We start from the raw sequence: 25,457 nt of genomic DNA on the forward strand, positions 1-25,457 counted from the left end.
TGCGCCCAGGCGGAGAGAACCAATGGCGGCGCATGCGGGATCACGAACGGTCATCTATGCGGCGCTGGTTGGAAATCTCCTGATCGCAGCGACGAAGTTCATCGCTGCAGCCTGGACGGGTAGCTCGGCCATGCTGTCGGAAGGAATCCATTCCCTCGTCGACACCGGCAATGGCGCACTTCTGCTTTACGGGCTGCACCGGGCGGCCCGACCGCCCGATCTCACGCATCCGTTCGGGCACGGCCGCGAACTCTATTTCTGGAGCTTCATCGTTGCGCTGCTGGTATTCGCTGTCGGCGCAGGCGTCTCGCTCTATGAAGGCATCGCCCATGTCATCTCGCCACATCCTGCGACGAGCCTAACCGCGAACTATGTGGTGCTCGGCCTCTCGGCTCTGTTCGAGGGCTATTCCTGGCGGGTCGCGTTGAAAGAGTTCAAGGCCGCCAAGGGTACCCTGAGCTATTTCGCGGCCGTGCGGCAAAGCAAGGATCCCAGCGTCTTCACGGTGCTGTTCGAGGATACGGCAGCTCTATTGGGCCTGCTCATCGCCTTCATCGGCATCACCGCAGCAGCCTATTTCGAGCGCCCTGAGCTCGACGGCGTCGCCTCGATCCTGATCGGCATCATCCTCGCCGCCACGGCGATACTCCTCGCGCGGGAGAGCAAGGCCCTGCTCATCGGAGAAGCTGCGCTGCCGCAGGTGCAGGAGGAGATCAGAGCGGCGGTCGATGGTGATCCCGATGTCGAGCGGGTCAACGGCATGATCACGGTTCATCTCGGCCCGGACCAGATCGTCGTGGCGCTGAGCCTTGAATTCAAGGACGATCGCTCCACCGCCGATATCGAGGATTGCGTCGAGCGCATCGAAACAAAGCTCCGAAAACGCCGCTCGGACATCGTCTCGGTCTTCGTGAAGCCGCAGACCTCCGCGACATGGCGCGAGCGGCGAGCCCGGCTCGTGGAGTGAAGGTCGCGAGGTCGCGCTCAATAGCCGGGATAGGCATGCCGCTTGAGCAACCCGGCAAGATGGGCCGCATTGCGGGCGAGCATGCGGTTGGTCTTCGCTGTCGTTTCGGGAACCTGATCGAGGTCGATGAAATTCACGCTGCCCATCGCTTCGCCGACCCAGTAGGTCGGGCCTCCCGCGGCGATCGTGAACCCGACATCGAACAATGCCTGGCCGATTTCGGCGGAGACGTGATGGGCTCCGTCCTCGTTACCGACGACGGCGATGGCTGCGACCTTGCCATAGGCAGGCGTTCGGTTCTGATCATCCGCCTCGTCGAGAAAGGCATCCATGCGTTCCAGTACGCGTTTGGCCACGCTCGACGGCTGCCCCAGCCAGATAGGGGTGCCGATCAGCAGGATGTCGCAAGCGTCGATCTTGCGTCTGAGCGCGGGCCAGTCGTCGCCATCGCCTTCATCCGAAGAGACGCCTGGCTTGATGTCGAGTGCAGCGACACGAACGATCTCGCGCTCGCAGTCGTCCGAAAACTCCCCCAAAGCCAGTTCCAGGATGCGATGGGTCGAGGACGCGCCATCGGGCTTCAGGGTGCAATTGAGAGCCAGGACCGTGAGCGACATCTGCAGATCCAATCTTTGTTTGAGGCTGGTGATTACAACGGCTCGCAGCCATGTTTCAGCGGCCTTTCCGTGATGGCAGGAGCGTTGCAAGGAGGGAGCGAGCGGTGCTCGTCACCACATTGCCGGCCTCGGGGTCCCCGCTAGCCAGTGCGCCGGCGAAGCCTCGTGCCTGAGCGAAGGTGATATGGGGCGGCAGCGGCGGGACGTTCGGGTCGGTCACGATGTCCAGAACGAAGGGTCGATCGGCCGAGAGCGCCTCGTCCCAGGCCGGACCGACCTGCTCGGGATCGTCAACGCGGCGACCGCCCAGTCCCATGAGCTTCGCGATATCGGCGTAGGGGATGTCCGGGAGATCCTGGCTTGTCGGCCATTTCGGATCGCCGGCCTGAATGCGCTCTTCCCAGGTCACATAGGCCAATTCGCGGTTGTTCAGCACCATGACAATCAATCGCGGATCGGACCACCGCTTCCAATATTTGGCGATGGTCACCAGCTCGGACATGCCGTTCATCTGCATGGCGCCATCGCCCGCCAGCGCGATGGCAGGCCGGTCAGGGTGCGCGAACTTCGCGGCGATGGCATAGGGAACGGCGCAGCCCATCGTGGCGAGAGTGCCGGAAACCGACCCCATCATCCCGCGCCGGAAACTGAGATGCCGAGCATACCAGACGGTCGTCGTCCCACTGTCGGCGGTGACGATGCAGTGGTCCGGCAGGCGATCCGATAATTCCGATGCAACACGCTGCGGATTGATCGGCGAGGCTTCGACGAGCGCGCTGTCCCTGGCTTCCTGCCAGGCTTCGCTGACATTCGCCTCGATCGTCGTTCGCCATTCGCCGTCCGCCTTGGGCTTCAGCAGAGGGAGGAGAGTCTCCAGCGTTGCCGCCGCGTCGCCGATGAGATTGACCTCCATCGGATACCGGAGGCCCAGCATGCCTGCGTCGATGTCGATCTGGACACCGCGGGCTTGTCCCGGCTTCGGCAGGAACTCGGTGTATGGAAAGCCCGAACCGACCATCAGCAGCGTGTCGCAGTCCTGCATCAAGTCCCAACTGGCCTTTGTGCCGAGCAGCCCGATCGACCCCGTGCAGAACGAGACATCGTCCGGCACTGCAGCTTTCCCCAGCAGCGCCTTAGCAACTCCCGCTTTCAGCTTCTCGGCAGTGGCGATCACGGCATCGGTCGCGCCCAGTGCCCCAGCACCGACCAGGATTGCGACCTTTTCGCCTGCATTGAGCACATCGGCCGCACGCTGCAGCGCCGGCTCGGCAGGAACCACCGGCGAGATGTCGATGCCGACACCTGAATGCGTCATGCCGTGCTCCCGAGCCGGCTCTTCCATGGTTTCGAGCTGCAGGTCGTTTGGCAGAATGACGCAGGTTACGCGCCGCTCTGCCTGCGCGATCCGGAACGCGCGATCGATCAGATGCGGTATCTGCGCCGGCACGGATGCCGTCTCGACATAGGCGCCAGCAACATCCTTGAAGAGCGATTGCAAATCGAGGTCCTGCTGATAATGCGAGCCGATCGCCGAGCGAGCCTGTTGTCCGACCAGGGCGACAACCGGCCGGTGATCGAGCCGCGCATCATAAAGACCGTTGAGAAGGTGTACCGCGCCGGGGCCCGAGGTCGCGATGCAGACCGCGACCTTTCCCGTGAAGCGCGTCTCGCCCGACGCCATCAGGCTCGCCATTTCCTCATGCCGAGCCTGGATGAACTCGATATCCTTTTCGCGCCTCTGCAGGGCGGCGATCAATCCACCGATGCCATCGCCGGGATAACCGTAGACGCGCCTGACACCCCATTGGTGGAGACGGGTCCAAACGAAATCGGAGACGGTGTCAGACATCGGCGCTCCAGAGTATTGGACAGCGCACGCGAGACATCGATCTCGTCGGGAGGTAGCGCCGTATGGATCCCCCAGCGGCACGATTCCAAGCAGAACCGGTAGCGTCGCCCGAAGTTCCTTTTGGATGTCTGTTCCGTCGGGCGGCGGCGAGCGACCGGAGATGTCGGTATCGGCCGAAAGTCTGCGCATCAGCCATTTTTGCCGACCGCCGGATCGCGGGGGATCGGAAATCAGAAAGGCGATGCCTGCTGGCGGCATAAACTACTGAGGATCGAGGGCGCCGCTGCGGCGAGGGAAGTCATGCCCTTTGCAATCGACCACATCGATCTGGCCCGCGCCGAAGCTGCTCTTGAAAAGACATAGGCAGAATTCAAGCCGTCGCTTAGCGGGCATCAATCGCGCGGCGTATTGTCATTTGCGATATGAGCCTGCGCCCATAGCAAGCAGGCATAGAGGTCAAGAGCTTCCTCCAGCTGGGCAAGCTCGTGCTCCTTGTCGCTGCCCATACAGCTGATGAGGTCCTGCGCGCGCCGGAGAGCCGCTTGGAGGTCCTGTTCGTTTCGGATTGTCAGGCGGGACATGGCTTTTGAACCGGACAGCCCGGGGTTCGTTCCGGCGATCGCATGAATGACGACAACGGTCGCAGGAACGAATCCGCCTACGAACCGTTCGCGACTCCATTGAATGGAGGGATCGGTCTCCGCGGCGGCCCGAGAACCGCTACGAGGTCCGCATGGCTGCCGTCGACGAGATGAAGCGAACCGCGACCGCCGATGACGCCGAAGGCGCCTCTTCGGCTCGTCGCCGGATCGGTCCCGTGCGCGGGTTGCTGAAACTGCTCGTGCAGGCGGATGCATCCCGCTCTAAGCTCAATCGTCTTGCAGCCGTTCTCATCCTGGCTGCAGCAATCTTGGCATTCGCATTCCTCGGATACTTCTTGCCAAAGCTCCTGTTGTGAGCTGCTCGAACTTCCATGCGACCTGCAATTCCGCGACGCCAGGCTTTAACATTTGATATTGAGCGCCCCTGATACTCGGCTAGGTTGCATGCTGTGCCTAACCGAGTTCGATATGCCTTTCTCGTCCTTCAGCGACCCCGCCGATATCGCCCGCGCTCAGGGCGCACTCGAAATCGCCTGGAGTCGTATCAAGCGGCTGGTCATCGAGGAGGAACGCGAACGCGAGCAGGCCCGCCTTGTGTTCATCATCGCATCGCTTGCTCATGCTTCCTACGATGAGGAGGAGTTGGCTGAGCGAGTATGGGAACGCTACTGGCAGCGGTGACGCGCGGCGGCGAACTATTTTTGATCTGCCGGAACTCAAGATGCACGAGCCTGTTTAAGGGCTGCTACGTCGTTGCACCCATCGACGATAGCGGTGGACCCTCTGCCAAGATGACCACCAGAAGCGAGCCGGCGCATCATTCCCCCAGCCTGCCGGCTCGCTTCTTTCGCCTTCGACCGGAGAGCGAGCCGCGGATGTACCGGCAGCTCCCGGTCGAGGCCTTGAACACGTATGGGTACCTTGGAGACGACCCGGCGATAGAGGCCACGGCTGAACCGGCATCTCCCTTTTCCAATTCACGATCGACACAAAGGGGGCTTTTTGAAGCTCGCATTAGGGCGTTTGGCAGCCCTCTCGCTCGCTGGTGAAATCTGGATAACGGCATCGTCGGAGCCGACAATGGAGCGACAATGGCCACTTCTCGCCGGATCGCTCAACATCGCTGCACCGGGCGTGAAAAAGATGACGACGGCGAGGAACCAGATGCCCCTATGCACGTATCGTTGTTCTGATAGTTCCGCGGTCAGGCTGGGGGCCGAAACTTGCCGCTCAACGAGGCACTAAAGCAGCTACGCTCGCGCGAGGAAGAACTCGCTCGCGTCCAGCGCATTGGACAGATCGGCGGCCTTGAAGTCGACCTGCGGGAAGGGGCATTTCGGAACAGCCGATCGCCTGAGTATCTTGCTGTTCATGGGCTACCGCCGGAAGCCGCAAACGAAACTCATGAGGCTTGGGTTGCGCGCATCCATCCGGAAGACCGGGATCGCGTCGTCAGTCAGTTTCATCGAAGCGTCTTTGGCGCCGACACGGAGTACGAGGCGGAATACCGGATCATCCGACCTTCCGACGGCGAAATTCGTTGGATCCTTGCCAAGGCTGAAATCCAGCGCGACGAACTGGGCAAGCCTATCAAGCTCATCGGTGCGCATATCGACATAACAGCACGGCGTACTGCCGAAGAACAGCGAGAGCTGATCGCCCGCGAATTGCAGCACCGTATCGGAAACATTTTCGCGGTGATCGGCAGCCTGATCTCGATGGCGGCGCGCGCGGAGCCCGCATCCGCAAAATTTGCGGAGGAGATCGTTGGACGAATTCGAGCCTTGAACCGAGCCCACGGCATCGTTCTGGATCAGAGCGGCAAAAGGCCAGCGGACAATCTGCTGGACCTCATCGGCAGGCTGGTGGCGCCATATAACTCCGGTTTAAACCCACGCATGACGGTCGCTGGAGATCACATCGAGGTCGGCCGTTCCGCCTCAACGGCAATCGCTCTGGTTCTTCACGAGCTGGCGACGAATGCAGTCAAGCACGGTGCCCTGTCGAGTCCAGCAGGGTCGGTCGAAATCGATGCACGCATATCGGGCGAGACCGTCATTCTGCGCGGGGCGGAAACTGGTGGGCCGCTGGTGGTCGGCGAGCCGCTGAAGCGAGGTTTTGGCAGCGAACTTGTCGATCGAGCACTGAGGTCTCAGCTGGGCGCGCAAACCCATTTCGCCTGGCTACCGCCAGGCTTGGTTGTCGTGATCGAGATGGACGCGAACAAGATCCAGTTCTAGCCGGGGAACCTGGCCGGGACTATGGAGCAGCGCCGCGAGGTAGCCCTTCTTCGAGCCCCTTCTTCCGCGGCTGGGTTTCTTTCCCGTATTCGCGGTTCTGCTGGGAATTGGCCCCGCCCTGAGCTTCAGGCCGATTTGCGCCGGGAGGCTCCGGGATGCGCTCCCGTTGTGATTCAGCGGAATCCGGCTTGGCGCCGAAGCCCTCTCTTGTCGGTGGATGGATCGACTGACCTGCCGCCCCGCCAATCAGGGCGATAGATGTGGCCAGGATAATCAGTCGAGTTCGCATCGCACCCTCCGGTTTAGACTAAGTAACGTCCTTCTTGGCCAGAGTGTTCCTTCATGCGCAATACGAGCTGGAGCCTGTTTTTATGTCGGTCGTTATCCACCCGTTGAACGAACGGTTTCCCCGTCGTCGAACAGGGATCGAGTTCGTATGGTTCAATGCTATATGGCGATCCGTATTAATAGTGCATCTGGCGTCCTCTGACGACGGCAAGGACATCGGCTTCACCGACATATTGTGCGCACGGTGATCGGCGATAACTCACCATCTCCAGACGATCGTGCCGGTAGCGGCCTGTAACCGGACGGCGCGCGCTGAATTTCCTCCGACCCGGCTTCGTCTTGCCCGTGCGCGCTCTCGCGCCTGTTAAGCAGCCTTCCCCTCACAGGTCTTGCCGCTTTGCATGTGTCTGAGCGGCTTGCCTCCCATAGCGACCTCGCTCTACTCGCCGAAGCCGACGCCTTCCCAGCCATGCTGGTGCCGTCTTGGCGGGCAAACTAGGTCCTCTACGCCACCGCCCCTTTCGATGGCGCCGAGGCCTTTCGGGTTTATCTCACCCTCACCCGCTATCCCCACCGCGTCGCCATCGCCAACAGCCGCCTCGTCGATATGGGCGGTCGGGGATCACGATCGCTGGAAGGATTATCAGGCTCGCTCACCCGGAAAGATCTGGCACAAGATCATGACGCTGACGGCGCACTAGCCCCCTCCGCCGCTTCGTCCTCCACGTCCTGCCCGCTGACTTCCATCGCATCCAGCACAGAAGAACCCCGCCGGGATCTCCGACGGGGTTCACACGATGAGCTTGAGCCGTGAATCCGGCGTCTTTATTCGATGACCTGAATGATCTTGCGCGTCTTCGGCTCGACGATGACAGTCCGATCGTTCACCACGGTATAGCGATAGCCGTGCGAACCGAACTCGGTCGGGACTTCGCGATACGTCACCCCGCTCTCAGGGAGCACCGCACCGACGCGCACGTCCTCGCGATACGTGTACGACGGCACTTCGTGGGCTTGGACATAGGTCTTGAAACGAGGTGTGGCGTCGCCGGCGATGCCCCCGACGACGGCGCCTCCAACGCCGCCCACTACGGCTCCGACCGGACCACCCACAATCGCTCCGCCAACCGCGCCAGTCGCGGCGCCCGCCGCAGCGCCCCCACGTGCGCCTTCAGGATTCTGGGCGAATGCCATCGTCGAGGTTAGCACGACAGCAGCAGCAAGTACGGTCTTCTTCATAGGTCAATCTCCCGATTAACCCCCAGTCTCCCATCACAACAGAAGACAGCATGATGCGGTTCCCTGCGGGCCAGCGGTCACCATGCGATTGGATTGGAATACATTGGCGTAGGCGACCTCCTTATGGAGACGGCTCGTCATTTGGTGTTCTGAGCGGCGGCAGAAGCGGAGCGGTCGTCTGGAACTGTTCCGCCGCCTTGGCTGGAACATCTTCCTGCTCACCCTGGCGCCACAGCGTTGCGACGATGTAGGCGAGCCGCTCCCTCTCGCCCGGGGCTTTCAGCGGATCGTGGCCGTGTCTTGCCTCGACGATCGCCCAGGCTCGTTCAAGCGCGCGCTCAAGACGAACCAGATCCTCAGGTGATGCGAAACTGAACGGCATGGATTTTTGTAGGTCCGCGCCAGTCAAGTTTCGTTATCATATGTTAGTGGCGCCGCAGCTAGCGCGCGTGATTGGAGAGAACCCGTCGCTCCCCGGTTTCGAAGGATATGATGGGCCGGAGATCGACCCTGCCATGGCCCTCCATAGGGCGAGGGCCACAACCATTGTGTTCCGCCCCCGTTCCTGGGATTTGGATGATGTACGCGAGCGTACAAAACCATCAGTGAACATATCTAGCGCGCCGGCTCGGATGAGCGCTGGGTTCTCGTTGCAAATCAATGCATTAGGAGCGTGGCCATGCTGACCTGCTGCGCCAGGCCGGAACAGAATTGCTCGCGATGATGTTCGATTGAGCATCCCGCGGCGCCAGCCGCTCTCCAGTCAGGGACATCATGATGAGAAAGCTCGTGCTCACGTCGCTTCTGGCGGCGATGACCTCGTTCGGCGCGTTCGCGCAGACCTCCACGACCTCGCCGAAGCCGGCGCCCGGTGCGGAAGCGGACAAGAATGCACCGCTGCCTGGCGCGAACAGCTTCACCGAAGGCCAGGCGAAAAGCCGCCTCGAAGCCAACGGCTATTCGCAGGTCACCGGCCTGAAGAAGGATGACAACGGCGTCTGGCGGGGGATGGCCACGCATGGCGGCGCCCAGGTCAATGTCAGCGTCGACTATCGCGGCAACATCACCCGCCAGTAATCGAAAGGAAGAGCGAGATGACCCAGACACTCACCCGTTCCTATGACAGCTACGAAACCGCCCGCTCCGTCGTGGAAGCGCTGGAAGCCGAAGGCGTGAGTTCCGCCGATATCAGCGTGGTCGGCCGCCATGCGTCGGTCGACGACAGCAATGCCGGGGAGGGCGCCGGCATCGGTGCGGCTCTCGGCGGCGCAGCCGGCCTGCTCGCCGGCATCGGCATGATCGCCATTCCCGGTATCGGCCCCGTGGTCGCAGCCGGCTGGCTCGCTGCGACAGCGGCCGGCGCCGTTGCCGGCGGGGCAGCCGGTGGCCTGATCGGTGCCTTCACCAGTGCCGGACATAGCGAGGAAGATGCCAATTACTATGCGGAGACGGTGCGGCGTGGTGGAACGGTCGTCTCGGTGCGGACCGCCGACGAAGATGTCCCCGCCGTCCAGGCCATTCTCGATGGCGCGACACCCATCAATCGCGACGAGAGGCTCGCCGAATACCGCGCTGGCGGCTGGTCGCGCTTCGACGAGACCGCGGCGCCTTATCGGCCGCCGGTCGTCTAGCAGCCTCGCTTCGGGCCCCGCCGCAAGGCGGGGCTTCGTCCGCAATTCATGGATCAGGAGACCATCATGCCGAGCGAACCGAAAACCCTCGACGATCTCTTCCTCGATACGCTGAAGGACATCTATTACGCTGAAAAGCAGATCCTGAAGGCGCTGCCGAAGATGGCGAAGGCAGCGAACGCGCCGGAGCTCAAGCAGGCCTTCGAGACTCATCGCGAGCAGACCGAGGGCCATGTCGAGCGCCTGACCGAAATCTTCGAGGCCATCGGCAAGGCGCCGCGTGGCAAGACTTGCGACGCCATTCTCGGAATCATCGAGGAAGGCAAGGGCATCATCGAGGAATTCGAAGGCAGCCCGGCCCTTGATGCCGGCCTGGTCGCCGCGGCCCAGGCCGTCGAGCATTACGAGATCGCACGCTACGGCACGCTCAAGGCCTGGGCGCAGCAACTTGGGCTGAAGGATGCCGTCAAGCTCCTCGATCAGACGCTCACTGAGGAGGAGAAGACCGATCAGCTTCTCACGAAGCTCGGCATGACCTCCGTCAACAAGCAGGCGGCGTAACCATTGCCGGCATCTGACCTTAAGGCTGGGTGCCACCCTGCCGGCGATGCGGCACGTTGTCGGCAGGGAGGGTACGGCAAGCGGCCGGCGGTTTGCCGCAGGCAAGGAATGCGAGATGGGACGCACGATCTGGTCGCGCTACGGCTTTGTCTGGGTCACGGGCGGCTTTTTCCTGATCAGCCTTGTCGGCCACTGGATTTTCGGCTGGTTCGCCTACGCGCAGGAACAGGGTGCTCTTGGCCAAAACGCCGAGTTCAACGGCTATTTTATCGAGATGATGCGGGACACACTGGAGAACTGGCAGTCCGAATTTCTGCAGTTGATCTGGCAGGTCGCCGGGCTCGCGATGCTCCTGCATGTCGGCTCGCCACAATCGAAGGAGGGCGACGACCGCATGGAGGCCAAGCTCGATGCGATCCTGCGCAAGGTCGACCGGGATGGCGGCGATCGGCTGATCGACGAGATCGACCGCGACTATGCCGGCCGCCATACGGACCATCGCTATGTCAGAGAGCATCAATCTTGAACAGGTAGTGACCGCTCGGTTCGAGGAGATCGAAACACTGGCCGATCGGCTCATCGGGCTGGCGGCAAACCGTGGACTTCGCCTGGTCACAGCCGAATCCTGCACAGCCGGGATGCTCGCGCATCGCCTGTCGCGAGCGGTTGGAGCGGCCGCCGTCCTGGCAGGCGGCTTCGTCACCTACACCAAGTCTACGAAAACCCAGTTGGTCGGCGTATCGCCGGAGCTGCTCGCCGCATGCACGGCCGTTCATGCCGATGTCGCCGAGGCGATGGCCAGGGGCGCGCTTGAGCGCGGCGGTGCCGATCTGGCGCTGGCGATCACCGGGGTTACCGGTGCCGAGCCCGACGAGGACGGCAATCCCATCGGGCGGGTGTTCGTCGGCCTCGCCGCGGCCGGGAATGCTTCGAGCCTCCATTGTGAATTCGGGCAACTTGCGCCGGCGGCGTTGGCGCATCTTGCCGTGCAGGCCGCGCTGACATTCGCCCTGGCGCAGCTTAGTGACCCGGCGGCGCACCGGCTTCTGCACGGAGCCGGCGACTGAAACCCGTTATGCTGCCTTGGGCTTTGCCGCTTCGGGCCAGGCGATGCCGAGCATGCGCATCAAGACAGCCGCGTCCTGCGGTGCATGTCGCTTGTCGGTGTTGTCGAAGAACAGGTAGATGTCGCGTGGCTGATCGGTGGCGCTCTTCTGATCTGCGGCGAAATCGCCGTCCCGCATCGGTTGCCCTGAACGCCAGGCACGAATGCGCGCAGCCCAGCGCTCCAGGTCAGCTTCGTCATAACGAGACCGATAGAGCTCCTTGGAGCCGTGTAGCCGGCAATAGACAAAGTCGGCGGTCAGATCCATCAGCAACGGCCAGTCGGCTGTGTCGGCGCAGACGAGCGCGATTCCATAGCGGCGCAGCAGATCGATGAAAGCGGGATCGCGAAAGCTGTCATGTCGAATCTCGACCGCATGCCGTAGCGGGCGCTTCTTATCGGTTTCGACCCAGGCCCGGCCATCAAGATGCTCGTCGTGCCGCTTGGCGCGTGTAGCGGCTTCCTGCGTATCTTTGGGAAGCAGCTTCAGAAACTTTTCCATGAGCGCGGCATCGAAACGAAAGCTCGGCGGAAACTGCCAGAGCAGCGGCCCGAGCTTGGAGCCGAGGCGGAGCAGGCCGGATGCCAGAAAATTGCTCAGCGGCGTCTCGACATCCCGGAGCCGCAGCACATGGGTGATGTAGCGCGAGCCCTTGATCGCAAAGACGAAGTCGTCGGGCACAGCCTCTTTCCAGCGCCCGAAAACCTCGGGCTTCTGCAGGCCATAGAAGGTACCGTTGACCTCCAGCGCCGGGAACTGATCGGCTGCGTAGGAAAGCTCGCGCTTCTGCACCAGCCCTTTCGGGTAGAAATGCCCGCGCCAGGGCGCATAGGTCCAGCCGGACAGCCCGATCCGGACCTTCTTGTCCTGCCGATCTTCCTTTCGCATGAAACGGCGCTCCCACAGGTGCTCGTTCCCCGGCAACGCGCCCGCGCCGGTTTCGTTCGCAGCCGCTCCGGTGCGCCTTCCGACACCTGTGAAGACGGCGCCATCCACTAACATAGGTAAATCCCCAGCCGGCTTTTTGCGTCCATACGGAGATTCACGGCAGCGTCGTTCACGCCGCCGGACTTCGCCGAATTGGAAGTGCGATGAACAGGCTGCGACCGTTTATTCGAACCTTGGAGCGGCGCGACCGGTTGTCGCCCGACGAGCTGGCGTTGCTGTCATCTGCGCAACTGCGCGTCCAGGGCTTCCGGCGCGGGCAGGAGATCGTGCGGGCCAAGACGCAGCCCGGCGAAAGCTGCCTGATGGTCCAGGGCATTTCCGGTCGCGAGATGGTCACGGCCGAGGGCAAGCGGCAGATCAGCGCCCTGCACGTCGCCGGCGATTTCGTGGATCTGCATAGCTTCGTGCTCAAGCGGATGGACCACGCTGTCGTCGCCCTGACCGAGGTTACCGCCGTTTTCGTGCCCCATGCCGAAATCCGGCGCATCATCGATGCCTCTCCGCATCTTGGGCGCCTGTTCTGGCTGATGACAACAATCGACGGCGCCATCCAGCGCGCCTGGATCGCCTGTCTCGGCCGCAGCACGGCCATGCAGCATATGGCTCATCTTTTTTGCGAGCTCTGGACCCGGATGGAGATCGTCGGCCTGGTATCGGGCCACAGCTTTCCCTTCCGCCTCACGCAAGCCGAGTTGGCGGATGTCGTCGGGCTGTCGGCCGTACACGTGAACCGGACGCTCCAGGAGCTGCGCGGGCTCGGCGTGGTTGACTGGAATGGCGAACAGGTCGAAATCATTGACTTCGATCGGTTGGTCGCTCTGGGCGACTTCGACAAGACTTATCTGAACCTGACCCAGGAACCGCGCTGAGGCGCAGACAGGTGCAGGAGCTGCACCATGACACGCTATTTCATCGATACCTTTGACGGGATGCTCGACGTCCGGGATGGCATCGGGACTGAGTTCGCCTCCTATGACCGCGCCTGTGCCGAAGCCCGGCGGGCGGTCCGCGACATGATCCGGGACTATACCGATGATGGCGGCAGCCGGCCGATCAGCGTCTCGGTCCGCAACCGCGACGGAAAGACCGTCTATGCGTTGCGTCTCGATCTTTCCGAAAGCTTCGACCGGGACGACTGAACCTATTCGTTTCGCGCTGCGTTGATCAGCCATCGCGAGGGCGGCCGGGATGAGCAGCCGCGCGGTTCTCGTCATCTAACCCATGTTAGTGCCATCGGGTCTGGTTCAGGTGACGCTGCCGCTTCCCAACGGAGGCGCCCATGAATGCTCGCTATCGGGAAAGCCCCCGAAACGCCGAGATTGACGATACGCGGCAACGAAGCCTGGATGAGTTGCTGGGGCCGGTTGCCCGGCGTATCCGCTTCGAGGCCGGCGCGGAGCTTCCGCTCGCCGACGCAATCTATTTCCCGATCGACGGTATTGCGACCCTGGTGCTCCAGCGCGGGCAGGCGAGGTTCCAGATCGGCTTCGGTAGTCGTGGCGATGCGATCGGCATCCAGAAGCTCTTCGCTCCGGAGTTCGCAGACATGTCCGCGAAGGTTCTGAAATCCGGCAGTTTCATCTGCGTCGCTCCTCAAACCTTGCGGCGTCTCCTGCGCGAGGATGGCGGATTGCGCGAGCGGCTGATGTTCCATGCCCTGCGGGCTGCTGGCCGATATCTCGATGAAGCGGCTCGCACGGTGGCGCTGTCGCTGGAGCGGCGCGTTGCGCATTGGATCACCCGCTGCGGCGAGACCCTGGCGAGCGACATCATTCCGATCACTCATCACGATCTCGCCCATACGCTGGGCGTGCGCCGCTCCGGCGTGACGGTCGCGCTCCATGTTCTCGAAGGTGAGCGTCTGATCCGCTCGTCGCGGGCGCGGATCGAAGTCATCGACGGCAAGGGGCTCGCGGCCTTTTCACGGCCACAGCTCTCCTGATCTACGCGGCAAAGGGCCGGTTTCGAAGGGAGCGGACCGTCATTGCTCGGAGAGCCGCGATGGAGGGGCTGCGATTCCAGCAAAGGAGATCGCCATGATTCATCGAACAGGTTCGAGAAGGTCGTGAGATCGTGGGTTCGGACGGCGTGCATGTCGGCACGGTCGACGCGGTGTCCGGAACGCTCCTCAAGCTCAAGAAGTCAGACCCGTCATCCGGAGGCACGCACTACTATCTCGATATCGGGCTGATCGTCGCGATCGAGGGCAATCGGGCGAAGCTGCTGGTTCCCGCGGCAGAAGCGAAGCAGCACAGGTCCGAAGCCGCGGAATAACGCGCTCGCCATCATCATGTCGCTGGAGGTCGAGGCCCTCTCCGCTACGAAGCCGGCCTTACCGACCGGCCTCGATCTTACCTTTCTCGTTTCCGGCGATCGTCGCGCTCCCGCTGTGTGGCATTCCCCTCCGAAATCACAGCCGGTCCTTTCACAGCCTCTTTCGCAGGGCCTTCGCGTCGCTCGGGCGGCCGCTGATTGGGTTCCGTCGGGCCGTTCGTGCTGCCCTTTCTCTTGGGTTGCTCCTCATTCATCGCATGTCCTTTCCGATCGTGATGCTGGAGAAACGCCGACGCGCTGCGATCCGTTCGGGTGAGATGAAAAGACTCGGCCCGCCGCGGCGGGCCGAGGGTGGCTTGCCTGATCGAGGAGCCGTTCAGAGGGTCGGTTCGACCCGGAGGTTCTCGTCCCGATGTTCCCCGCCCAATGTGGCGGCCCACGAGGCCGCCGCGGCGCCAACGAGCAGTGCTGCGGCCGTCAGGAACGCCGTCAGTACCGCGGTCTTGCGGGCACGCTCGGCCGCTTGCTTGGCGGTCTCCTTGGCCTGCGAAATCCGCGCATAGGCGTCGTCGATCCGCTTCTGCGCATCCTGCTCGCTGATCCCGGAGCGGGCGGCCAGTCGCGAGGCGAGATAGTCCCGATCACCCTGTTCGATCCTGCCATTCGCGAGGGCGCTGACGAAGATCCGGGAGGCTTCATCGCGTTCCTGGGCGGTCGGCGGCTGCTGGCCGTTGGCGCGCATGATGTTGTCCAGCGCCATCGCCATTGGATCGACGTTCTGGGAAACCAGGGTGGCTACCCCGGAGCTTGCGCTGGCCACGCCGCTGGCCGCCGTCTTTGCCGCACTGAAGAGCGAGGATGTCGCGACGATGGTGATCAGAAGCGCTCCGGTCGCCCAGACGAGCAGGCCATGCGTTGCGTCGCGCACCTTTCGCTCTTCGCCATTGGCATCGAAGCTCGGCTGGCGCATGCGCCCGGCGAGATAGCCTCCCGCCACCGTCGCGGATACCATGACCCAGAGCGCCCAGAGGGCACCGGCAATCGCCAGGGCGGTCGCGCTCGAACTCTTCTCGAAATCGGCGGAGACCATCGACAGGCCGATCGCCGAGCCGAAAACCGTCATGATGGTGGAGATGGCGGTCGCGATCACCGCGCCGCCGATGATCGGTCCCCATTGCACATAGGAGCGATTCTCCTTGTTGACGGTGACGGGGGCGACGACGACGTCCGTTCCAGACATGGACATGGCGAATTCCTATCGAAGACCGAGGAACGACAGGATGGCCATGATGACCACCACGAGACCGACGAGGTAAATGATGCTGTCCATGAGCCCCTCCTGCTGATGAGCGAAAGTGACAGGCAAACAGTCGTCGGAGCGGATTGGTTCCTAACCGCAGCAAACGGAGAAAATCGCGCCGAGCAGCGAGTGAGACCGGAACCGCTGGGACGGAAGCCCGTTCACCTCGGGGGGCATTCCAGATGCGAGGCACCCATGCGTGACGGCGATGGCAACAAGCTCAGCCCTGAAGAGCAGCAACGCGTCAAATCGATCCAAGGCGATCAGGGCAAGGACGCCACCACGAAGGTCTCAATTGATCCCGATCCCGAGAAGGAAACCGGAGACGCCGACAAGCCGCGGGTAAAGCCGGACGACAAGCCTGCGGCGGGTGTCGGCGAATGAGAGCCGAAACTTTTGGAACAGACAGCGGCGGTGCGCCACCGTCGTTTCGAGATTCTTCGCCTGCGCGAGCTGCTCGACCTCGCGCAGTTCGAGCCGGCGAGCGGGAACCTGCTGCCGGCCGGCGTGTTCGACTCGCTATCAGCCCCATCGAGATAGGAAAGGCCATGCAGGTGCTCGACCAACCGAAATGGGCGATCGCCGATCATCCGGCCGAAAATCGCTTCGTCATGAGTTTTCCGGGCGGCGAGGCCTTTGCCGTTTATCGCAGGCTCGACGACTACCTGGTCGTCTCCCATACCGAGGTGCCCGCGGCCTTTCGCGGACGCGGCATCGGTGAGCGCCTTGTCGAGGGAGTCTTCCGCCTGGCGCGTGAGCGCGGGCAGCGCCTCGTGCCCGCCTGCAGCTTCGTCGCCGACTGGGCGCATCGGCACCCGGAGTTCCATGACGTGCTGGCCGCTCGCGATGGAGCGGGGCGATGATCGACCACGTCTCCGTCGGTACCAACGATATCGCGCGTGCCCGAGCCTTCTACGACAATGTCCTCGGCTGCATCGGCTTGCGGCTGCTGCACAACGACGAGCACTCGGCCGATTACGGCGTGGCGAGCATCCTGTTCAGCATCGAGACTCCGCTCGATGGCCGCCCGGCGACGCGCGGCAACGGCATGCATGTCGCGTTCGCGGTCGGCCGGCGCGAGCTCGTCGAGACCTTCCACCGCACCGCACTCGCCCATGGCGGCCATGATGCCGGGCCGCCTGGCCTGCGTTCCGAATACGACGCCCATTATTTCGGGGCGTTCGTGTTCGATCCAGACGGCAACAAGATCGAGGCCGTCACCCGTTCATCCCAGTGAAGGAGGAGACCATGCCTGCAAAATCAGCCGCACAGCAGAAGGCCGCGGGCGCCGCATTGGCGGCCAAGCGCGGCGACATGAAGAAGAGCGAGCTCAAGGGCGCCTCGAAATCGATGGAGAAATCTATGAGCGAGACCGAGCTGGAGAAGATGGCTTCGACCAAGCGCGAGGGCAAACCGGAGCACGCCTCCAAGCACTGACACCACCGGACGGAGGCTCGACCGGCTTCCGCAAGCAGGAGAGTCGCCATGACCGCGCGTTTCGAGCCACCCTTCCCGGAACAGCGACAGCCCATGCCGGGCAAGACCGCCGCGATGACGCCGCGGCCCGATCATGGCGAGACGAGCTATGTCGGCTCGGGGAGGCTCAGGGGCAAGCGCGCCGTCATCACCGGCGGCGACAGCGGCATCGGCAGGGCCGTCGCCATCGCCTTCGCGCGCGAGGGGGCGGATGTTCTGGTCTCCTATCTCAACGAGGACGAGGATGCGGCCGAGACGGCCGACTGGATTACGAAGGCCGGGCAGAAGGCTGTGCTGATGCCCGGCGATATCCAGCACCCCGCCCATTGCCGTGCCATCGTCAGGCGGGCCCTCGATGAGTTCGGCTGCATCGACATCCTCGTCAACAACGCCGCGCATCAGGCGAGCTTCGACACCATCGACGAGATTTCGGACGAAGAATGGCAGCTTACCTTCGCGGTAAACATCCACGCGATGTTCTACCTGACGAAGGCCGCCGTTCCCCATATGAAGCCGGGCTCCTGCATCATCAACACGGCCTCGGTGAACGCGGACAAGCCGAATCCAAGCCTGCTCGCCTATGCGGCGACCAAGGGCGCCATCCAGAATTTCACCGGCGGGCTCGCACAACTGCTCGCCGACAAGGATATCCGCGCCAATGCGGTCGCGCCGGGGCCGATCTGGACGCCTTTGATTCCGTCGACCCTGCCGCCTGAGAGCGTCAGCCAATTCGGCAAGCAGGTCCCGATGCAGCGCCCCGGCCAGCCAGCCGAACTGGCGACGGCCTATGTCATGCTGGCCGATCCGCTCTCCAGCTATGTCTCGGGCGCGACCATCGCGGTCACCGGCGGCCGGCCGATCATCTGAGCCAACCCCAAGACGAGGGCAGGCCCTTGGCCGGCAAGCTGCAAGCCTATCGCGCCAAGCGCGATTTCGAGAAGACGAAGGAGCCGAGCGACGCGATCGCGGTGGCTCCTTCAAACCGGCTGCGCTTCGTCATCCAGAAGCATGATGCGACGCGGCTGCATTACGACCTGCGCCTGGAGCTGGACGGGGTCTTCAAGTCCTGGGCCGTGACCAGGGGGCCGTCGCTTGACCCCGGCGACAAGCGCCTCGCCGTCGAGGTCGAAGACCACCCGCTCGCCTATGGCGATTTCGAAGGGACGATCCCGAAGGGCCAATATGGCGGCGGCACCGTCCAGCTTTGGGATCGTGGCTACTGGAAGCCGGAGGGCAAGCTCAGCGCCCAGCGTCAGCTCGAAAAGGGCGACCTCAAGTTCACGCTAGATGGCAAGCGGCTGCAGGGTAGCTTCGTACTGGTGCGCATGAAGCATGACCGCGACGGCGGCAAGCGCACCAACTGGCTCCTGATCAAGCATCGCGACGACCACGCGGTCGATTCCGATGGTGATGCGGTCCTGAAAGCCGATGCCTCGGTGGCCTCAGGTCGGACGATGAAGGCGATCGCGGCCGGGCGCGGCCGGTCGCCCAAGCCTTTCCTGATGGGCGAGCAGGCCGTCGAGGCCGATGCCGTCTGGGACAACAAACAGGGCCTGGCGGCGCAGGCGCGCGACGGCAAGCCGGCACAAGCCAGTGCTGCAAGCCGAACCCCGAAAGCGCGCCGCGCTGCAGCGGCCGACCTGCCGGATTTCATCGCACCTCAGCTCTGCCGGAGCGTTGAGCGGCCGCCGGCGGGCAGCGGCTGGGTCCATGAGATCAAATTCGACGGCTATCGCATCCAGGCGCGTGTTGCTGCCGGCAAGGTCACATTGAAGACGCGCAAGGGGCTCGACTGGACGAAGAGGTTCGGGGCCGTGGCCAAGGCGTTCAAGGGCCTGCCGGACTGCGTCATCGACGGCGAGATCGTCGCGCTCGACGACCATGGCGCGCCGGATTTCGCCGCTTTGCAGGCGGCGCTATCCGAGGAGCAAAACGAAAACCTCGTCTTCTTCGCCTTCGATTTGCTGTTCCTCGACGGTGAGGATTGGCGCGAGCAACCTCTTCTCGCCCGCAAGCAAAGGCTGGAGGCGCTGCTGGACGACGCGGCCGATGGCGTCACCTTGCGCTATGTCGAGCATTTCGAAACCGGCGGCGACGCCGTTCTGAAATCCGCCTGCCGCCTCTCGCTCGAAGGCATCGTCTCGAAGCGCGGCGACGTGCCTTATGTTTCCGGGCGCAGCGATAGCTGGACCAAGGCGAAATGCCGTGCGGGCCATGAGGTCGTCATCGGCGGCTGGGCGACCACGGCCGGTAAATTCCGCTCGCTGCTCGTCGGCGTCCATCGCGGTCCGCATTTCATCTATATCGGCCGGGTCGGCACGGGCTATGGCGCGGCCACGGTCGAGAAGCTGCTGCCGCACCTGAAAGAACGCGAGGCCAAGACCTCCCCCTTCACCGGTAAGGGCGCGCCCCGGCGAGCTCCGGGGGTGCATTGGGTCGAGCCCGTCCTCGTCGCCGAGATCGAATTTGCCGGCTGGACCGGGGACGGCATGGTTCGGCAGGCCGCCTTCAAAGACTTGCGAGAGGACAAGCCGGCGGCGGAGGTCGAGACCGATTTGCCGGCGCCACCAGAGAAAACAGAACCGCCCAAGCCCGCGCCGCGACGTGGCGGACGGATCGATATCCTGGGCGTGCCCCTGTCCAAGCCCGACAAGCCGCTCTGGCCCGATGCCGAGGATGGCAAGCCCGTCACGAAGCTCGACCTCGCACACTATCTCGAAGCCGTCGGGCCCTGGCTGCTGCCGCATATCCAGGGCCGGCCCTGTTCGCTATTGCGGGCACCCGACGGGATCGAGGGCGAGGTCTTCTTCCAGCGCCATGCCGGCCTCGGCACGTCGAGCCTGTTCGAACTCGCGAAGATATCCGGCGACAAGAAATCCTATCTCCAGATCGACCGGATCGAGGCTTTGATCGCAACCGCCCAGATCGGCGGGATCGAGCTGCATCCATGGAACTGCCGGCCGGGGGAGCCGGAAATTCCCGGGCGGCTGGTCTTCGATCTCGATCCTGGACCGGGCGTTCCTTTCGACGCCGTGATCGCGGCGGCCAAGACGATGAAGGAGCGGCTTGATGCTCTCGACCTCGTCAGTTTTTGCAAGACCACCGGCGGCAAGGGGGTGCATGTCGTGACGCCGCTGGAAAAGCCCCGCCGGGGCGGCCCGGACTGGCCGGCAGCCAAGGATTTCGCGCGCCGCGTCTGCGCGGAGATCGCTGCCGCCGAGCCCGAGCTTTATGTCGTCAACATGGCCAAGCGCCTGCGCCAGGGGCGCATCTTCCTCGATTATCTCCGCAACGACCGTATGGCGACGGCGGTCGCACCCTTGTCGCCCCGCGCCCGACCGGGAGCGCATGCCTCGATGCCGTTGACCTGGCCGCAGGTGAAAACGGGTCTAGATCCCGCCCGCTATACCATCCGCACCGTTCCGAAGCTGCTGGCGGCAAGCAAGGCCTGGGCGGATTATGACGAAGCCGAGCGGCCCTTGGCGGAGGCGATCAAAAAGCTCGGCCGCTCCTGACTGGCACTGGCGCTTCGCAGCATCGGAACGGATCGGCCGTCGATGCGTTTCGCGTCCGATGGGAGAGGCTTCCATGGCGCAGCGAACATTCTGGAAAGGCTATCTCAAACTCTCGCTCGTGACTTGCCCCGTCGCGATGACGCCAGCGCGCTCCGAAAGCGAGAAGGTCCGCTTTCACACGCTCAACCGCAAGACAGGGCACCGCATCCAGAGCCGCTTCGTCGACGCCGTCACCGGCAAGCCGGTCGCCGATGCCGACGAGGTCAAGGGCTACCCCAAGGGGGATGACGACTACGTCATGCTCGAGGATGACGAGCTCGACGCCGTCGCGCTGGAGAGCACGCGCACGATCGATATCGAGCTGTTCGCGCCGCGCTCCTCCGTCGGCTGGATCTGGTACGACACGCCGCATTACCTCGTGCCGGACGGCAAGATCGGCGACGAGGCGTTTTCGGTCATCCGCGAGGCGATGAAGGCGACGAAGACGGTTGGCATCTCCCGCGTCGTGCTTTACCGGCGCGAGCGGGCCGTCCTGTTGGAGCCGCGCGACAGGGGCATTGTGTTATGGACCTTGCGCTATGGCGACGAGGTCCGCGACGAGAAGGATTATTTCGCTGATATCAGGAAGGCGAAGTGCGAGCCCAACATGCGCGCGCTCATGGAGAAGCTGATCACCTCGCGCACGAAGGACTGGTCGCCGGAGCTTGCGCAGGACCCTGTCCAGGACGAACTGCTCGATCTCATCAAGGCCAAGCAGAAAGGCCGCAAGCCGGCCCGGAAAACCAAGCCTGCCGCCAGCGAGGGCAATGTCATCAGCATCATGGATGCGCTCAAGCGCAGCCTCGAACCGCGGAAGTGATCAGCTCGCCTTGCGCTGTGGTTCGGTCTTCGCGGCCGTCTTGCGGGCGGATTTTCGCTTCTTGGCGGGTTTGTCAGCCGATTTGCCATCGCCTTGACCGCTCTTGGCGCTCTGTCTGAGAGCATCGAGAAGATTGACCACCTTCGCCGGCTCCGGCCGCTTCACCGGCTTGATCTTGCGTCCTTCGATCTTCGCCTTGACCAGTTCTGCCAGCGCAGTCTCGTAGCGGTCGTCGAAAGCCTTGGGGTCGAAGCGGCCAGCTTTGGTGCGGATGATGTGCTCGGCGAGTTCCAACATCTCGCCTTCGATCTTTAGCTTCGGGATGTCGTCGAAGGCGCTTTCCGCCGGGCGGACCTCGTAGTCAAAATTGAGCGTCGTCGCGATCAAGCCGGTTTCATGCGGCCGTATCAGGATCGAGCGCATCCGCCGGAAGATCACGGTCCGCGCCAGGGCTGCTGTCTTGCGGCTCGCCATGACGTCGCGGATCAGGATGAAGGCCTCGGTCGCGATCGGCGTGCTCGGCGTCACGTAATAGGGTCGGTCGAAGAACAGGTCGTCGATCTCGTCGCAGGGCAGGAAGGTCGCGACGTCGAGGACCTTGTCGCTTTCTGGCGTGGCCTCGGCGATCTCCTCCGGCTCGAGCACGATGTAGTCGCCATCGCCGCGATCGTAGCCCTTGACCTGATCATCCTTCTCGACCGGCTTCCTGGTGACCTCATCGATGAACTGGCGATGCACTCGGTTGCCGGTCTTGCGATTCAGAGTGTGGAAGGAGATGCGCTCGCCGGTTGAGGCGGCAGTGTAGAGTGCCACCGGGCAGGTGACTTCGGCGACCTTGAAGACGCCTTTCCAGATTGCGCGCGGCGCCATGTCGTCAGCCTCGCATCAGAGCAGGGATTGCGGATGAAAAACCGTTCGTCTCAAGCGAAAGTTCCCGTGTCGAGCCGATCAACGGCTTATTTGCATCCAAGCCTTCGCTTGTTATGCCTCTGCGAATTGGATTGCCAGGAACGCGACGGTATCCGAGTCGGGTTAAGGCCAAGCTCAGCGGCGGACGCCGATGTCATCGCACCGTCCGAAAGCGGGCCTTCAACGTCCTGGGTGGCGGCGGACCTCGCCATCGATCCGGCAAGCTATCTCGATCTCGCGGCGGACGAGATTGGTAAGCTTTTCTCGGGATCCGGCCCTCGTCCGATCCGGCTGATCAAGGCCCATGCCCAGCTATCTTGCTGGAATACGAGCAGGGCTTCCACGCCCTGCAAGAAGATCAGCGCAACCTCGGGCTCTACCATGAGCGCGCCGCTCGCATCCGCGACCCTATTGCTGCGGTAATGATCATAAGCTCGATCAATACCCGTTCGCTGCGGCTGTACGAGCAGTGGCCTTTGATCGGAGGACGTTCAACGCCCCAAAAATGAGTAGCTACCTTATGGTATGAATTATGGTAGGAATGATGGTATGAATTGAAATCAAGATAACTTGTAAGTATTTGATTTTGTTTACTTATTGTTGTTATAGGTGCGTATCCCCTAGGGAGCGCCATTCGCCGCCTAAGCCCTTGAAGGGCTTAAACTTCGGAAAAATCAACGGTTTACTCGGCTCGGGCTGTCATACATTTTGGCATACATGAGCAGCGAGATCGTGCCTAAAACGCCCTATTTGATCGTCCGCAACGGTCGGTTCTATTTCGATATGCGCGTGCCGGAGGACGTGGTCGGAGCCTTCAAGCACAAGTTCAAGCGAAAGACCGGGGCCATCCGGGAAAGTCTCAAAACGAAGGACCGGAAACGGGCGCTTCGCGAGATGGGTGAGAAGCTAAGCTTCTACTCAGCCCAGTTTGACGAGTTGCGCCGCTCGGGTGACGCTGAACATATCCTTGCCAACAAGGTTGGCCGCGGCGATCTGTCCAAACTGAGCCGCCCCGAGTTGGAGAAGCTTGTCGTCGACTTTTATCGTGACGTGTTGAAGCCCGTCGCCGTCAGTCCGCCAATCGACGGCGAAGATCGGGACGTGCTTGTTGAGGAATGGACCGACACGTTCAACCAGATGTGCGATAGGCGGGACGCCAAAGAGCGGGTCCAGAACACCGCCGATTACGTCCTGCTCAAGGCAGGTTGGCCCAGCATCCGAACAAAGGTGGGCGCCATCACTCGGCATATCCCCACGGTCGATGTTGACCGGACGGTGGAGCAATACGGGGCGCTTATGGACCTTGTGCGTCGGGCCAGTATCGAGGGTAGCCGGCTCGCCTTGGCTGAATTGCATGGCAAAGTATTCACGACAGCCGATCCACTTTTTGCAACCGGATTCAATCTAGGCGAAGCGAGCGACAAGCTGGGGCCGGTGCTATCGGACGCGTTGGCCGCATGGAAGGAAGGCAGCAGCGTCAGGGGCAGTCGCAAGCCATCCGATGGGACAGCTAAGGAGGCAGCGAGCTTCGTCCAAAGGTTCACGGAACTGCATGGAGATATCCGTGTCGGCGAGATCACCAAGAAGCGGGTTCAGGAATTCGCCGCTGCTATGGCCGCTATCCCTGCCCACCTTCCGACAAAGCTATCAAAACTGACGCTGCCGGCATTGCTTCAGGAGGATTTGAGCAAGTTTCGGCCAAGGGCGTCGGGCACGATCAACAAGACCTTTCAGCTCTGGCCTGCTGCCGGTTTCGTGGACGCTCAGTTAAGCTAACCCGACCTTCTTTTCGAACTCGACCGGGCTGATGTAGCCGATGGTCGAGTGCCTGCGAACNTGGCCTGCTGCCGGTTTCGTGGACGCTCAGTTAAGCTAACCCGACCTTCTTTTCGAACTCGACCGGGCTGATGTAGCCGATGGTCGAGTGCCTGCGAACGGCATTGTAGAAGCGCTCGATATAATCGAACACGTCGGCACGAGCATCGTCGCGTGTCCGGTAAATCCTGCCTCTGATCCGCTCGGTCTTCAACGACGAGAAGAAGCTCTCCATCGCGGCATTGTCCCAGACATTGCCAGAGCGGCTCATCGAGCAGGTGACGCCGTTGTCGGTCATGAGCTTCTGGAACTGCTCGCTGGCATACTGACTGCCCTGGTCCGAATGGTGCAGCAGGGCATCCGGCTTTCCTCTGCGCCAGATCGCCATCATCAGCGCATCGGTCACGAGCCCGGCGGTCATTTCGGGCTTCATCGACCAGCCCACCACACGGCGGGAGAAGAGGTCGATGACGGTGGCAACGTACAGCCAACCCTCTGCGGTCCAGATATAGGTGAAGTCGGCGATCCAGCGCTGGTTCGGACGCTCGGCATGGAACTCCCGGCCGAGCGTATTCGGCGCGATGGCCGATCGCTGGCCACCGTCCTTGGGCAGGCTGCGTCGACGCGGCCTGGCACGCAAAGCCTGGGCACGCATCAGCCTCTCGATGCGATGCAGGCCGCAATCGATGCCTTCCGCCAGCACGTCCCGCCAGACACGCCTGGCACCATAGGTCCGATCCGATCCAAGGAAGCTTGCCCGGACCCTGTTGCCGATCTCCTCGTCGTCGCGTGCTCGACGGCTCGGTGACCGGTTGAGCCAGGCATGGAAGCCCGAGCGCGACACATCCAGCGCTTCGCAAAGCCATGCCACCGGCCAGATCCCCCGGTGCTTCGCAATGAACGTGAACCTCATGTCACGTCCTTCGCGAAGTAGGCTGCGGCCTTTTTTAGGATATCGCGCTCCGCCTTGAGCTTGGCCACCTCGCGCCGCAGCTTCTCGATCTCAAGCTGCTCCGGCTTCATCTGGCCGTGCCCGGGAAAGGCTTGCCCTGGATCGGCCGAAAAGAGCTTCACCCATTTGCGCAACTGGTTCTCATGGACATCCAGGTCCCGAGACGCCTGCGCCACACTCACTCCGCGATCCTTGATCAGGCGAACCGCCTCGATCTTGAACTCACGCCCAAACTGTCGTCGCCTCATACGCCACCTCCGGTTTCATGAAACACCCAATCTCGGTGTCCACGAAACCGGCAGCAGGCCA

At 62.7% G+C, this 25,457-nt stretch carries 31 protein-coding genes; 22 read left to right on the top strand and 9 right to left on the bottom strand.

What is annotated here, in order from left to right:
- Positions 1–22: 22 nt before the first annotated feature.
- Positions 23–967: a cation diffusion facilitator family transporter gene (locus ASE61_RS07970; protein WP_061966357.1), complete on the top strand. Its 945-nt coding sequence runs from the start codon at positions 23–25 to the stop codon at positions 965–967.
- Positions 968–984: 17 nt separating this feature from the next.
- On the opposite strand, the gene ASE61_RS07975 is transcribed toward ASE61_RS07970, so the two are convergent.
- From ASE61_RS07975 to ASE61_RS07985, 3 genes are all read right to left on the bottom strand, one after another.
- Positions 985–1,584, bottom strand: a complete 600-nt coding sequence (locus ASE61_RS07975) for a flavodoxin family protein (protein WP_061966399.1) — start codon at positions 1,582–1,584, stop codon at positions 985–987.
- A gap of 55 nt (positions 1,585–1,639) precedes the next feature.
- The gene (locus ASE61_RS07980) at positions 1,640–3,433 is read right to left on the bottom strand and encodes a thiamine pyrophosphate-requiring protein (protein ID WP_061966358.1); all 1,794 of its coding nucleotides are present in this window, start codon (positions 3,431–3,433) and stop codon (positions 1,640–1,642) included.
- 392 nt (positions 3,434–3,825) lie between these two features.
- Positions 3,826–4,014: a hypothetical protein gene (locus ASE61_RS07985; protein WP_061966359.1), complete on the bottom strand. Its 189-nt coding sequence runs from the start codon at positions 4,012–4,014 to the stop codon at positions 3,826–3,828.
- Between the two features lie 152 nt (positions 4,015–4,166).
- Between ASE61_RS07985 and ASE61_RS07990 the strand changes: the two genes are divergently transcribed.
- The 3 genes from ASE61_RS07990 (at position 4,167) to ASE61_RS27550 (ending at position 6,275) form a co-directional block, all read left to right on the top strand.
- Positions 4,167–4,391, top strand: a complete 225-nt coding sequence (locus ASE61_RS07990; protein ID WP_061966360.1) for a hypothetical protein — start codon at positions 4,167–4,169, stop codon at positions 4,389–4,391.
- Between the two features lie 88 nt (positions 4,392–4,479).
- Positions 4,480–4,716, top strand: coding sequence for a hypothetical protein (locus ASE61_RS07995; RefSeq protein ID WP_061966361.1), 237 nt, complete (start codon positions 4,480–4,482; stop codon positions 4,714–4,716).
- Positions 4,717–5,258: 542 nt separating this feature from the next.
- Positions 5,259–6,275, top strand: a complete 1,017-nt coding sequence (locus ASE61_RS27550; protein WP_082617291.1) for a PAS domain-containing protein — start codon at positions 5,259–5,261, stop codon at positions 6,273–6,275.
- Between the two features lie 1,113 nt (positions 6,276–7,388).
- Here the strand turns inward: ASE61_RS27550 and ASE61_RS08010 are convergent.
- Both ASE61_RS08010 and ASE61_RS08015 read right to left on the bottom strand, forming a co-directional pair.
- Positions 7,389–7,802 (bottom strand): DUF1236 domain-containing protein, encoded by a 414-nt coding sequence (locus tag ASE61_RS08010; RefSeq protein ID WP_061966364.1) that lies wholly within the window; start codon positions 7,800–7,802, stop codon positions 7,389–7,391.
- A 121-nt stretch (positions 7,803–7,923) separates the two neighbouring features.
- Positions 7,924–8,211, bottom strand: coding sequence for a hypothetical protein (locus ASE61_RS08015; RefSeq protein ID WP_156407018.1), 288 nt, complete (start codon positions 8,209–8,211; stop codon positions 7,924–7,926).
- A gap of 368 nt (positions 8,212–8,579) precedes the next feature.
- On the opposite strand from ASE61_RS08015, the gene ASE61_RS08020 reads away from it, so the two are divergent.
- The 5 genes from ASE61_RS08020 to ASE61_RS08040 all read left to right on the top strand — a co-directional run bounded on the left by ASE61_RS08020 (position 8,580) and on the right by ASE61_RS08040 (position 11,061).
- On the top strand, positions 8,580–8,879 hold the full coding sequence (locus ASE61_RS08020) for a PepSY domain-containing protein (protein ID WP_061966366.1): 300 nt from the start codon (positions 8,580–8,582) through the stop codon (positions 8,877–8,879).
- 17 nt (positions 8,880–8,896) lie between these two features.
- Complete coding sequence (locus ASE61_RS08025; RefSeq protein ID WP_061966367.1) at positions 8,897–9,433, top strand: hypothetical protein; 537 nt, start codon at positions 8,897–8,899, stop codon at positions 9,431–9,433.
- Positions 9,434–9,499: 66 nt separating this feature from the next.
- Positions 9,500–9,994 (top strand): ferritin-like domain-containing protein, encoded by a 495-nt coding sequence (locus ASE61_RS08030; RefSeq protein ID WP_061966400.1) that lies wholly within the window; start codon positions 9,500–9,502, stop codon positions 9,992–9,994.
- A gap of 115 nt (positions 9,995–10,109) precedes the next feature.
- Complete coding sequence (locus tag ASE61_RS08035) at positions 10,110–10,520, top strand: DUF6766 family protein (RefSeq protein ID WP_061966368.1); 411 nt, start codon at positions 10,110–10,112, stop codon at positions 10,518–10,520.
- Positions 10,498–11,061 (top strand): CinA family protein, encoded by a 564-nt coding sequence (locus tag ASE61_RS08040; RefSeq protein WP_162260081.1) that lies wholly within the window; start codon positions 10,498–10,500, stop codon positions 11,059–11,061. Before ASE61_RS08035 ends, ASE61_RS08040 begins: the two co-directional genes overlap by 23 nt.
- Before the next feature lie 6 nt (positions 11,062–11,067).
- Here ASE61_RS08040 and ASE61_RS08045 read toward each other — a convergent pair whose 3' ends face one another.
- Complete coding sequence (locus ASE61_RS08045; protein WP_061966370.1) at positions 11,068–11,988, bottom strand: DUF72 domain-containing protein; 921 nt, start codon at positions 11,986–11,988, stop codon at positions 11,068–11,070.
- Positions 11,989–12,191: 203 nt separating this feature from the next.
- Here ASE61_RS08045 and ASE61_RS08050 point away from each other — a divergent pair, with 203 nt between their 5' ends.
- The 4 genes from ASE61_RS08050 to ASE61_RS08065 all read left to right on the top strand — a co-directional run bounded on the left by ASE61_RS08050 (position 12,192) and on the right by ASE61_RS08065 (position 14,322).
- Positions 12,192–12,917 (top strand): Crp/Fnr family transcriptional regulator, encoded by a 726-nt coding sequence (locus ASE61_RS08050; RefSeq protein ID WP_082617293.1) that lies wholly within the window; start codon positions 12,192–12,194, stop codon positions 12,915–12,917.
- A gap of 27 nt (positions 12,918–12,944) precedes the next feature.
- Positions 12,945–13,187, top strand: a complete 243-nt coding sequence (locus ASE61_RS08055) for a DUF6894 family protein (RefSeq protein WP_061966372.1) — start codon at positions 12,945–12,947, stop codon at positions 13,185–13,187.
- 140 nt (positions 13,188–13,327) lie between these two features.
- Entirely contained in the window at positions 13,328–13,990 is a 663-nt protein-coding gene (locus ASE61_RS08060) for a Crp/Fnr family transcriptional regulator (RefSeq protein ID WP_082617294.1), read from the top strand.
- Between the two features lie 101 nt (positions 13,991–14,091).
- Positions 14,092–14,322, top strand: coding sequence for a DUF2171 domain-containing protein (locus tag ASE61_RS08065; RefSeq protein WP_082617295.1), 231 nt, complete (start codon positions 14,092–14,094; stop codon positions 14,320–14,322).
- Between the two features lie 376 nt (positions 14,323–14,698).
- On the opposite strand, the gene ASE61_RS08070 is transcribed toward ASE61_RS08065, so the two are convergent.
- Entirely contained in the window at positions 14,699–15,568 is an 870-nt protein-coding gene (locus ASE61_RS08070) for a hypothetical protein (RefSeq protein WP_061966375.1), read from the bottom strand.
- Positions 15,569–15,817: 249 nt separating this feature from the next.
- On the opposite strand from ASE61_RS08070, the gene ASE61_RS08075 reads away from it, so the two are divergent.
- The 7 genes from ASE61_RS08075 to ASE61_RS08105 all read left to right on the top strand — a co-directional run bounded on the left by ASE61_RS08075 (position 15,818) and on the right by ASE61_RS08105 (position 21,472).
- Positions 15,818–16,006, top strand: coding sequence for a hypothetical protein (locus ASE61_RS08075; RefSeq protein WP_061966376.1), 189 nt, complete (start codon positions 15,818–15,820; stop codon positions 16,004–16,006).
- Between the two features lie 164 nt (positions 16,007–16,170).
- Complete coding sequence (locus ASE61_RS08080; RefSeq protein ID WP_061966377.1) at positions 16,171–16,485, top strand: GNAT family N-acetyltransferase; 315 nt, start codon at positions 16,171–16,173, stop codon at positions 16,483–16,485.
- On the top strand, positions 16,482–16,859 hold the full coding sequence (locus ASE61_RS08085; protein WP_061966378.1) for a VOC family protein: 378 nt from the start codon (positions 16,482–16,484) through the stop codon (positions 16,857–16,859). The genes ASE61_RS08080 and ASE61_RS08085 overlap by 4 nt, the downstream gene beginning before the upstream one ends.
- Before the next feature lie 11 nt (positions 16,860–16,870).
- Positions 16,871–17,059: a DUF3008 family protein gene (locus ASE61_RS08090; RefSeq protein WP_061966401.1), complete on the top strand. Its 189-nt coding sequence runs from the start codon at positions 16,871–16,873 to the stop codon at positions 17,057–17,059.
- A 48-nt stretch (positions 17,060–17,107) separates the two neighbouring features.
- Positions 17,108–17,965, top strand: coding sequence for a glucose 1-dehydrogenase (locus ASE61_RS08095; protein WP_061966379.1), 858 nt, complete (start codon positions 17,108–17,110; stop codon positions 17,963–17,965).
- A gap of 26 nt (positions 17,966–17,991) precedes the next feature.
- On the top strand, positions 17,992–20,613 hold the full coding sequence (gene ligD, locus ASE61_RS08100) for a DNA ligase D (protein ID WP_061966380.1): 2,622 nt from the start codon (positions 17,992–17,994) through the stop codon (positions 20,611–20,613).
- 73 nt (positions 20,614–20,686) lie between these two features.
- A complete protein-coding gene (locus tag ASE61_RS08105; protein ID WP_061966381.1) occupies positions 20,687–21,472 on the top strand; it encodes a Ku protein in 786 nt (261 codons plus the stop codon).
- Here ASE61_RS08105 and ASE61_RS08110 read toward each other — a convergent pair whose 3' ends face one another.
- Positions 21,473–22,342: a Ku protein gene (locus ASE61_RS08110; protein WP_061966382.1), complete on the bottom strand. Its 870-nt coding sequence runs from the start codon at positions 22,340–22,342 to the stop codon at positions 21,473–21,475.
- A gap of 356 nt (positions 22,343–22,698) precedes the next feature.
- On the opposite strand from ASE61_RS08110, the gene ASE61_RS26350 reads away from it, so the two are divergent.
- Together ASE61_RS26350 and ASE61_RS08120 are read left to right on the top strand one after the other, a co-directional pair.
- Positions 22,699–22,890: a hypothetical protein gene (locus ASE61_RS26350; protein WP_156407019.1), complete on the top strand. Its 192-nt coding sequence runs from the start codon at positions 22,699–22,701 to the stop codon at positions 22,888–22,890.
- 208 nt (positions 22,891–23,098) lie between these two features.
- On the top strand, positions 23,099–24,157 hold the full coding sequence (locus tag ASE61_RS08120; RefSeq protein WP_061966384.1) for a DUF6538 domain-containing protein: 1,059 nt from the start codon (positions 23,099–23,101) through the stop codon (positions 24,155–24,157).
- 91 nt (positions 24,158–24,248) lie between these two features.
- Here ASE61_RS08120 and ASE61_RS08125 read toward each other — a convergent pair.
- A protein-coding gene (locus ASE61_RS08125; protein ID WP_156407020.1) for an IS3 family transposase occupies positions 24,249–25,396 on the bottom strand; the annotation gives its coding sequence in 2 pieces (ribosomal slippage) (positions 24,249–25,147 and positions 25,147–25,396; 1,149 coding nt in all).
- Positions 25,397–25,457 lie beyond the last annotated feature (61 nt).

Source organism: Allobosea sp. Root670 (assembly GCF_001429415.1).
GTDB classification, from domain to species: Bacteria; Pseudomonadota; Alphaproteobacteria; order Rhizobiales; family Beijerinckiaceae; genus Allobosea; species Allobosea robiniae.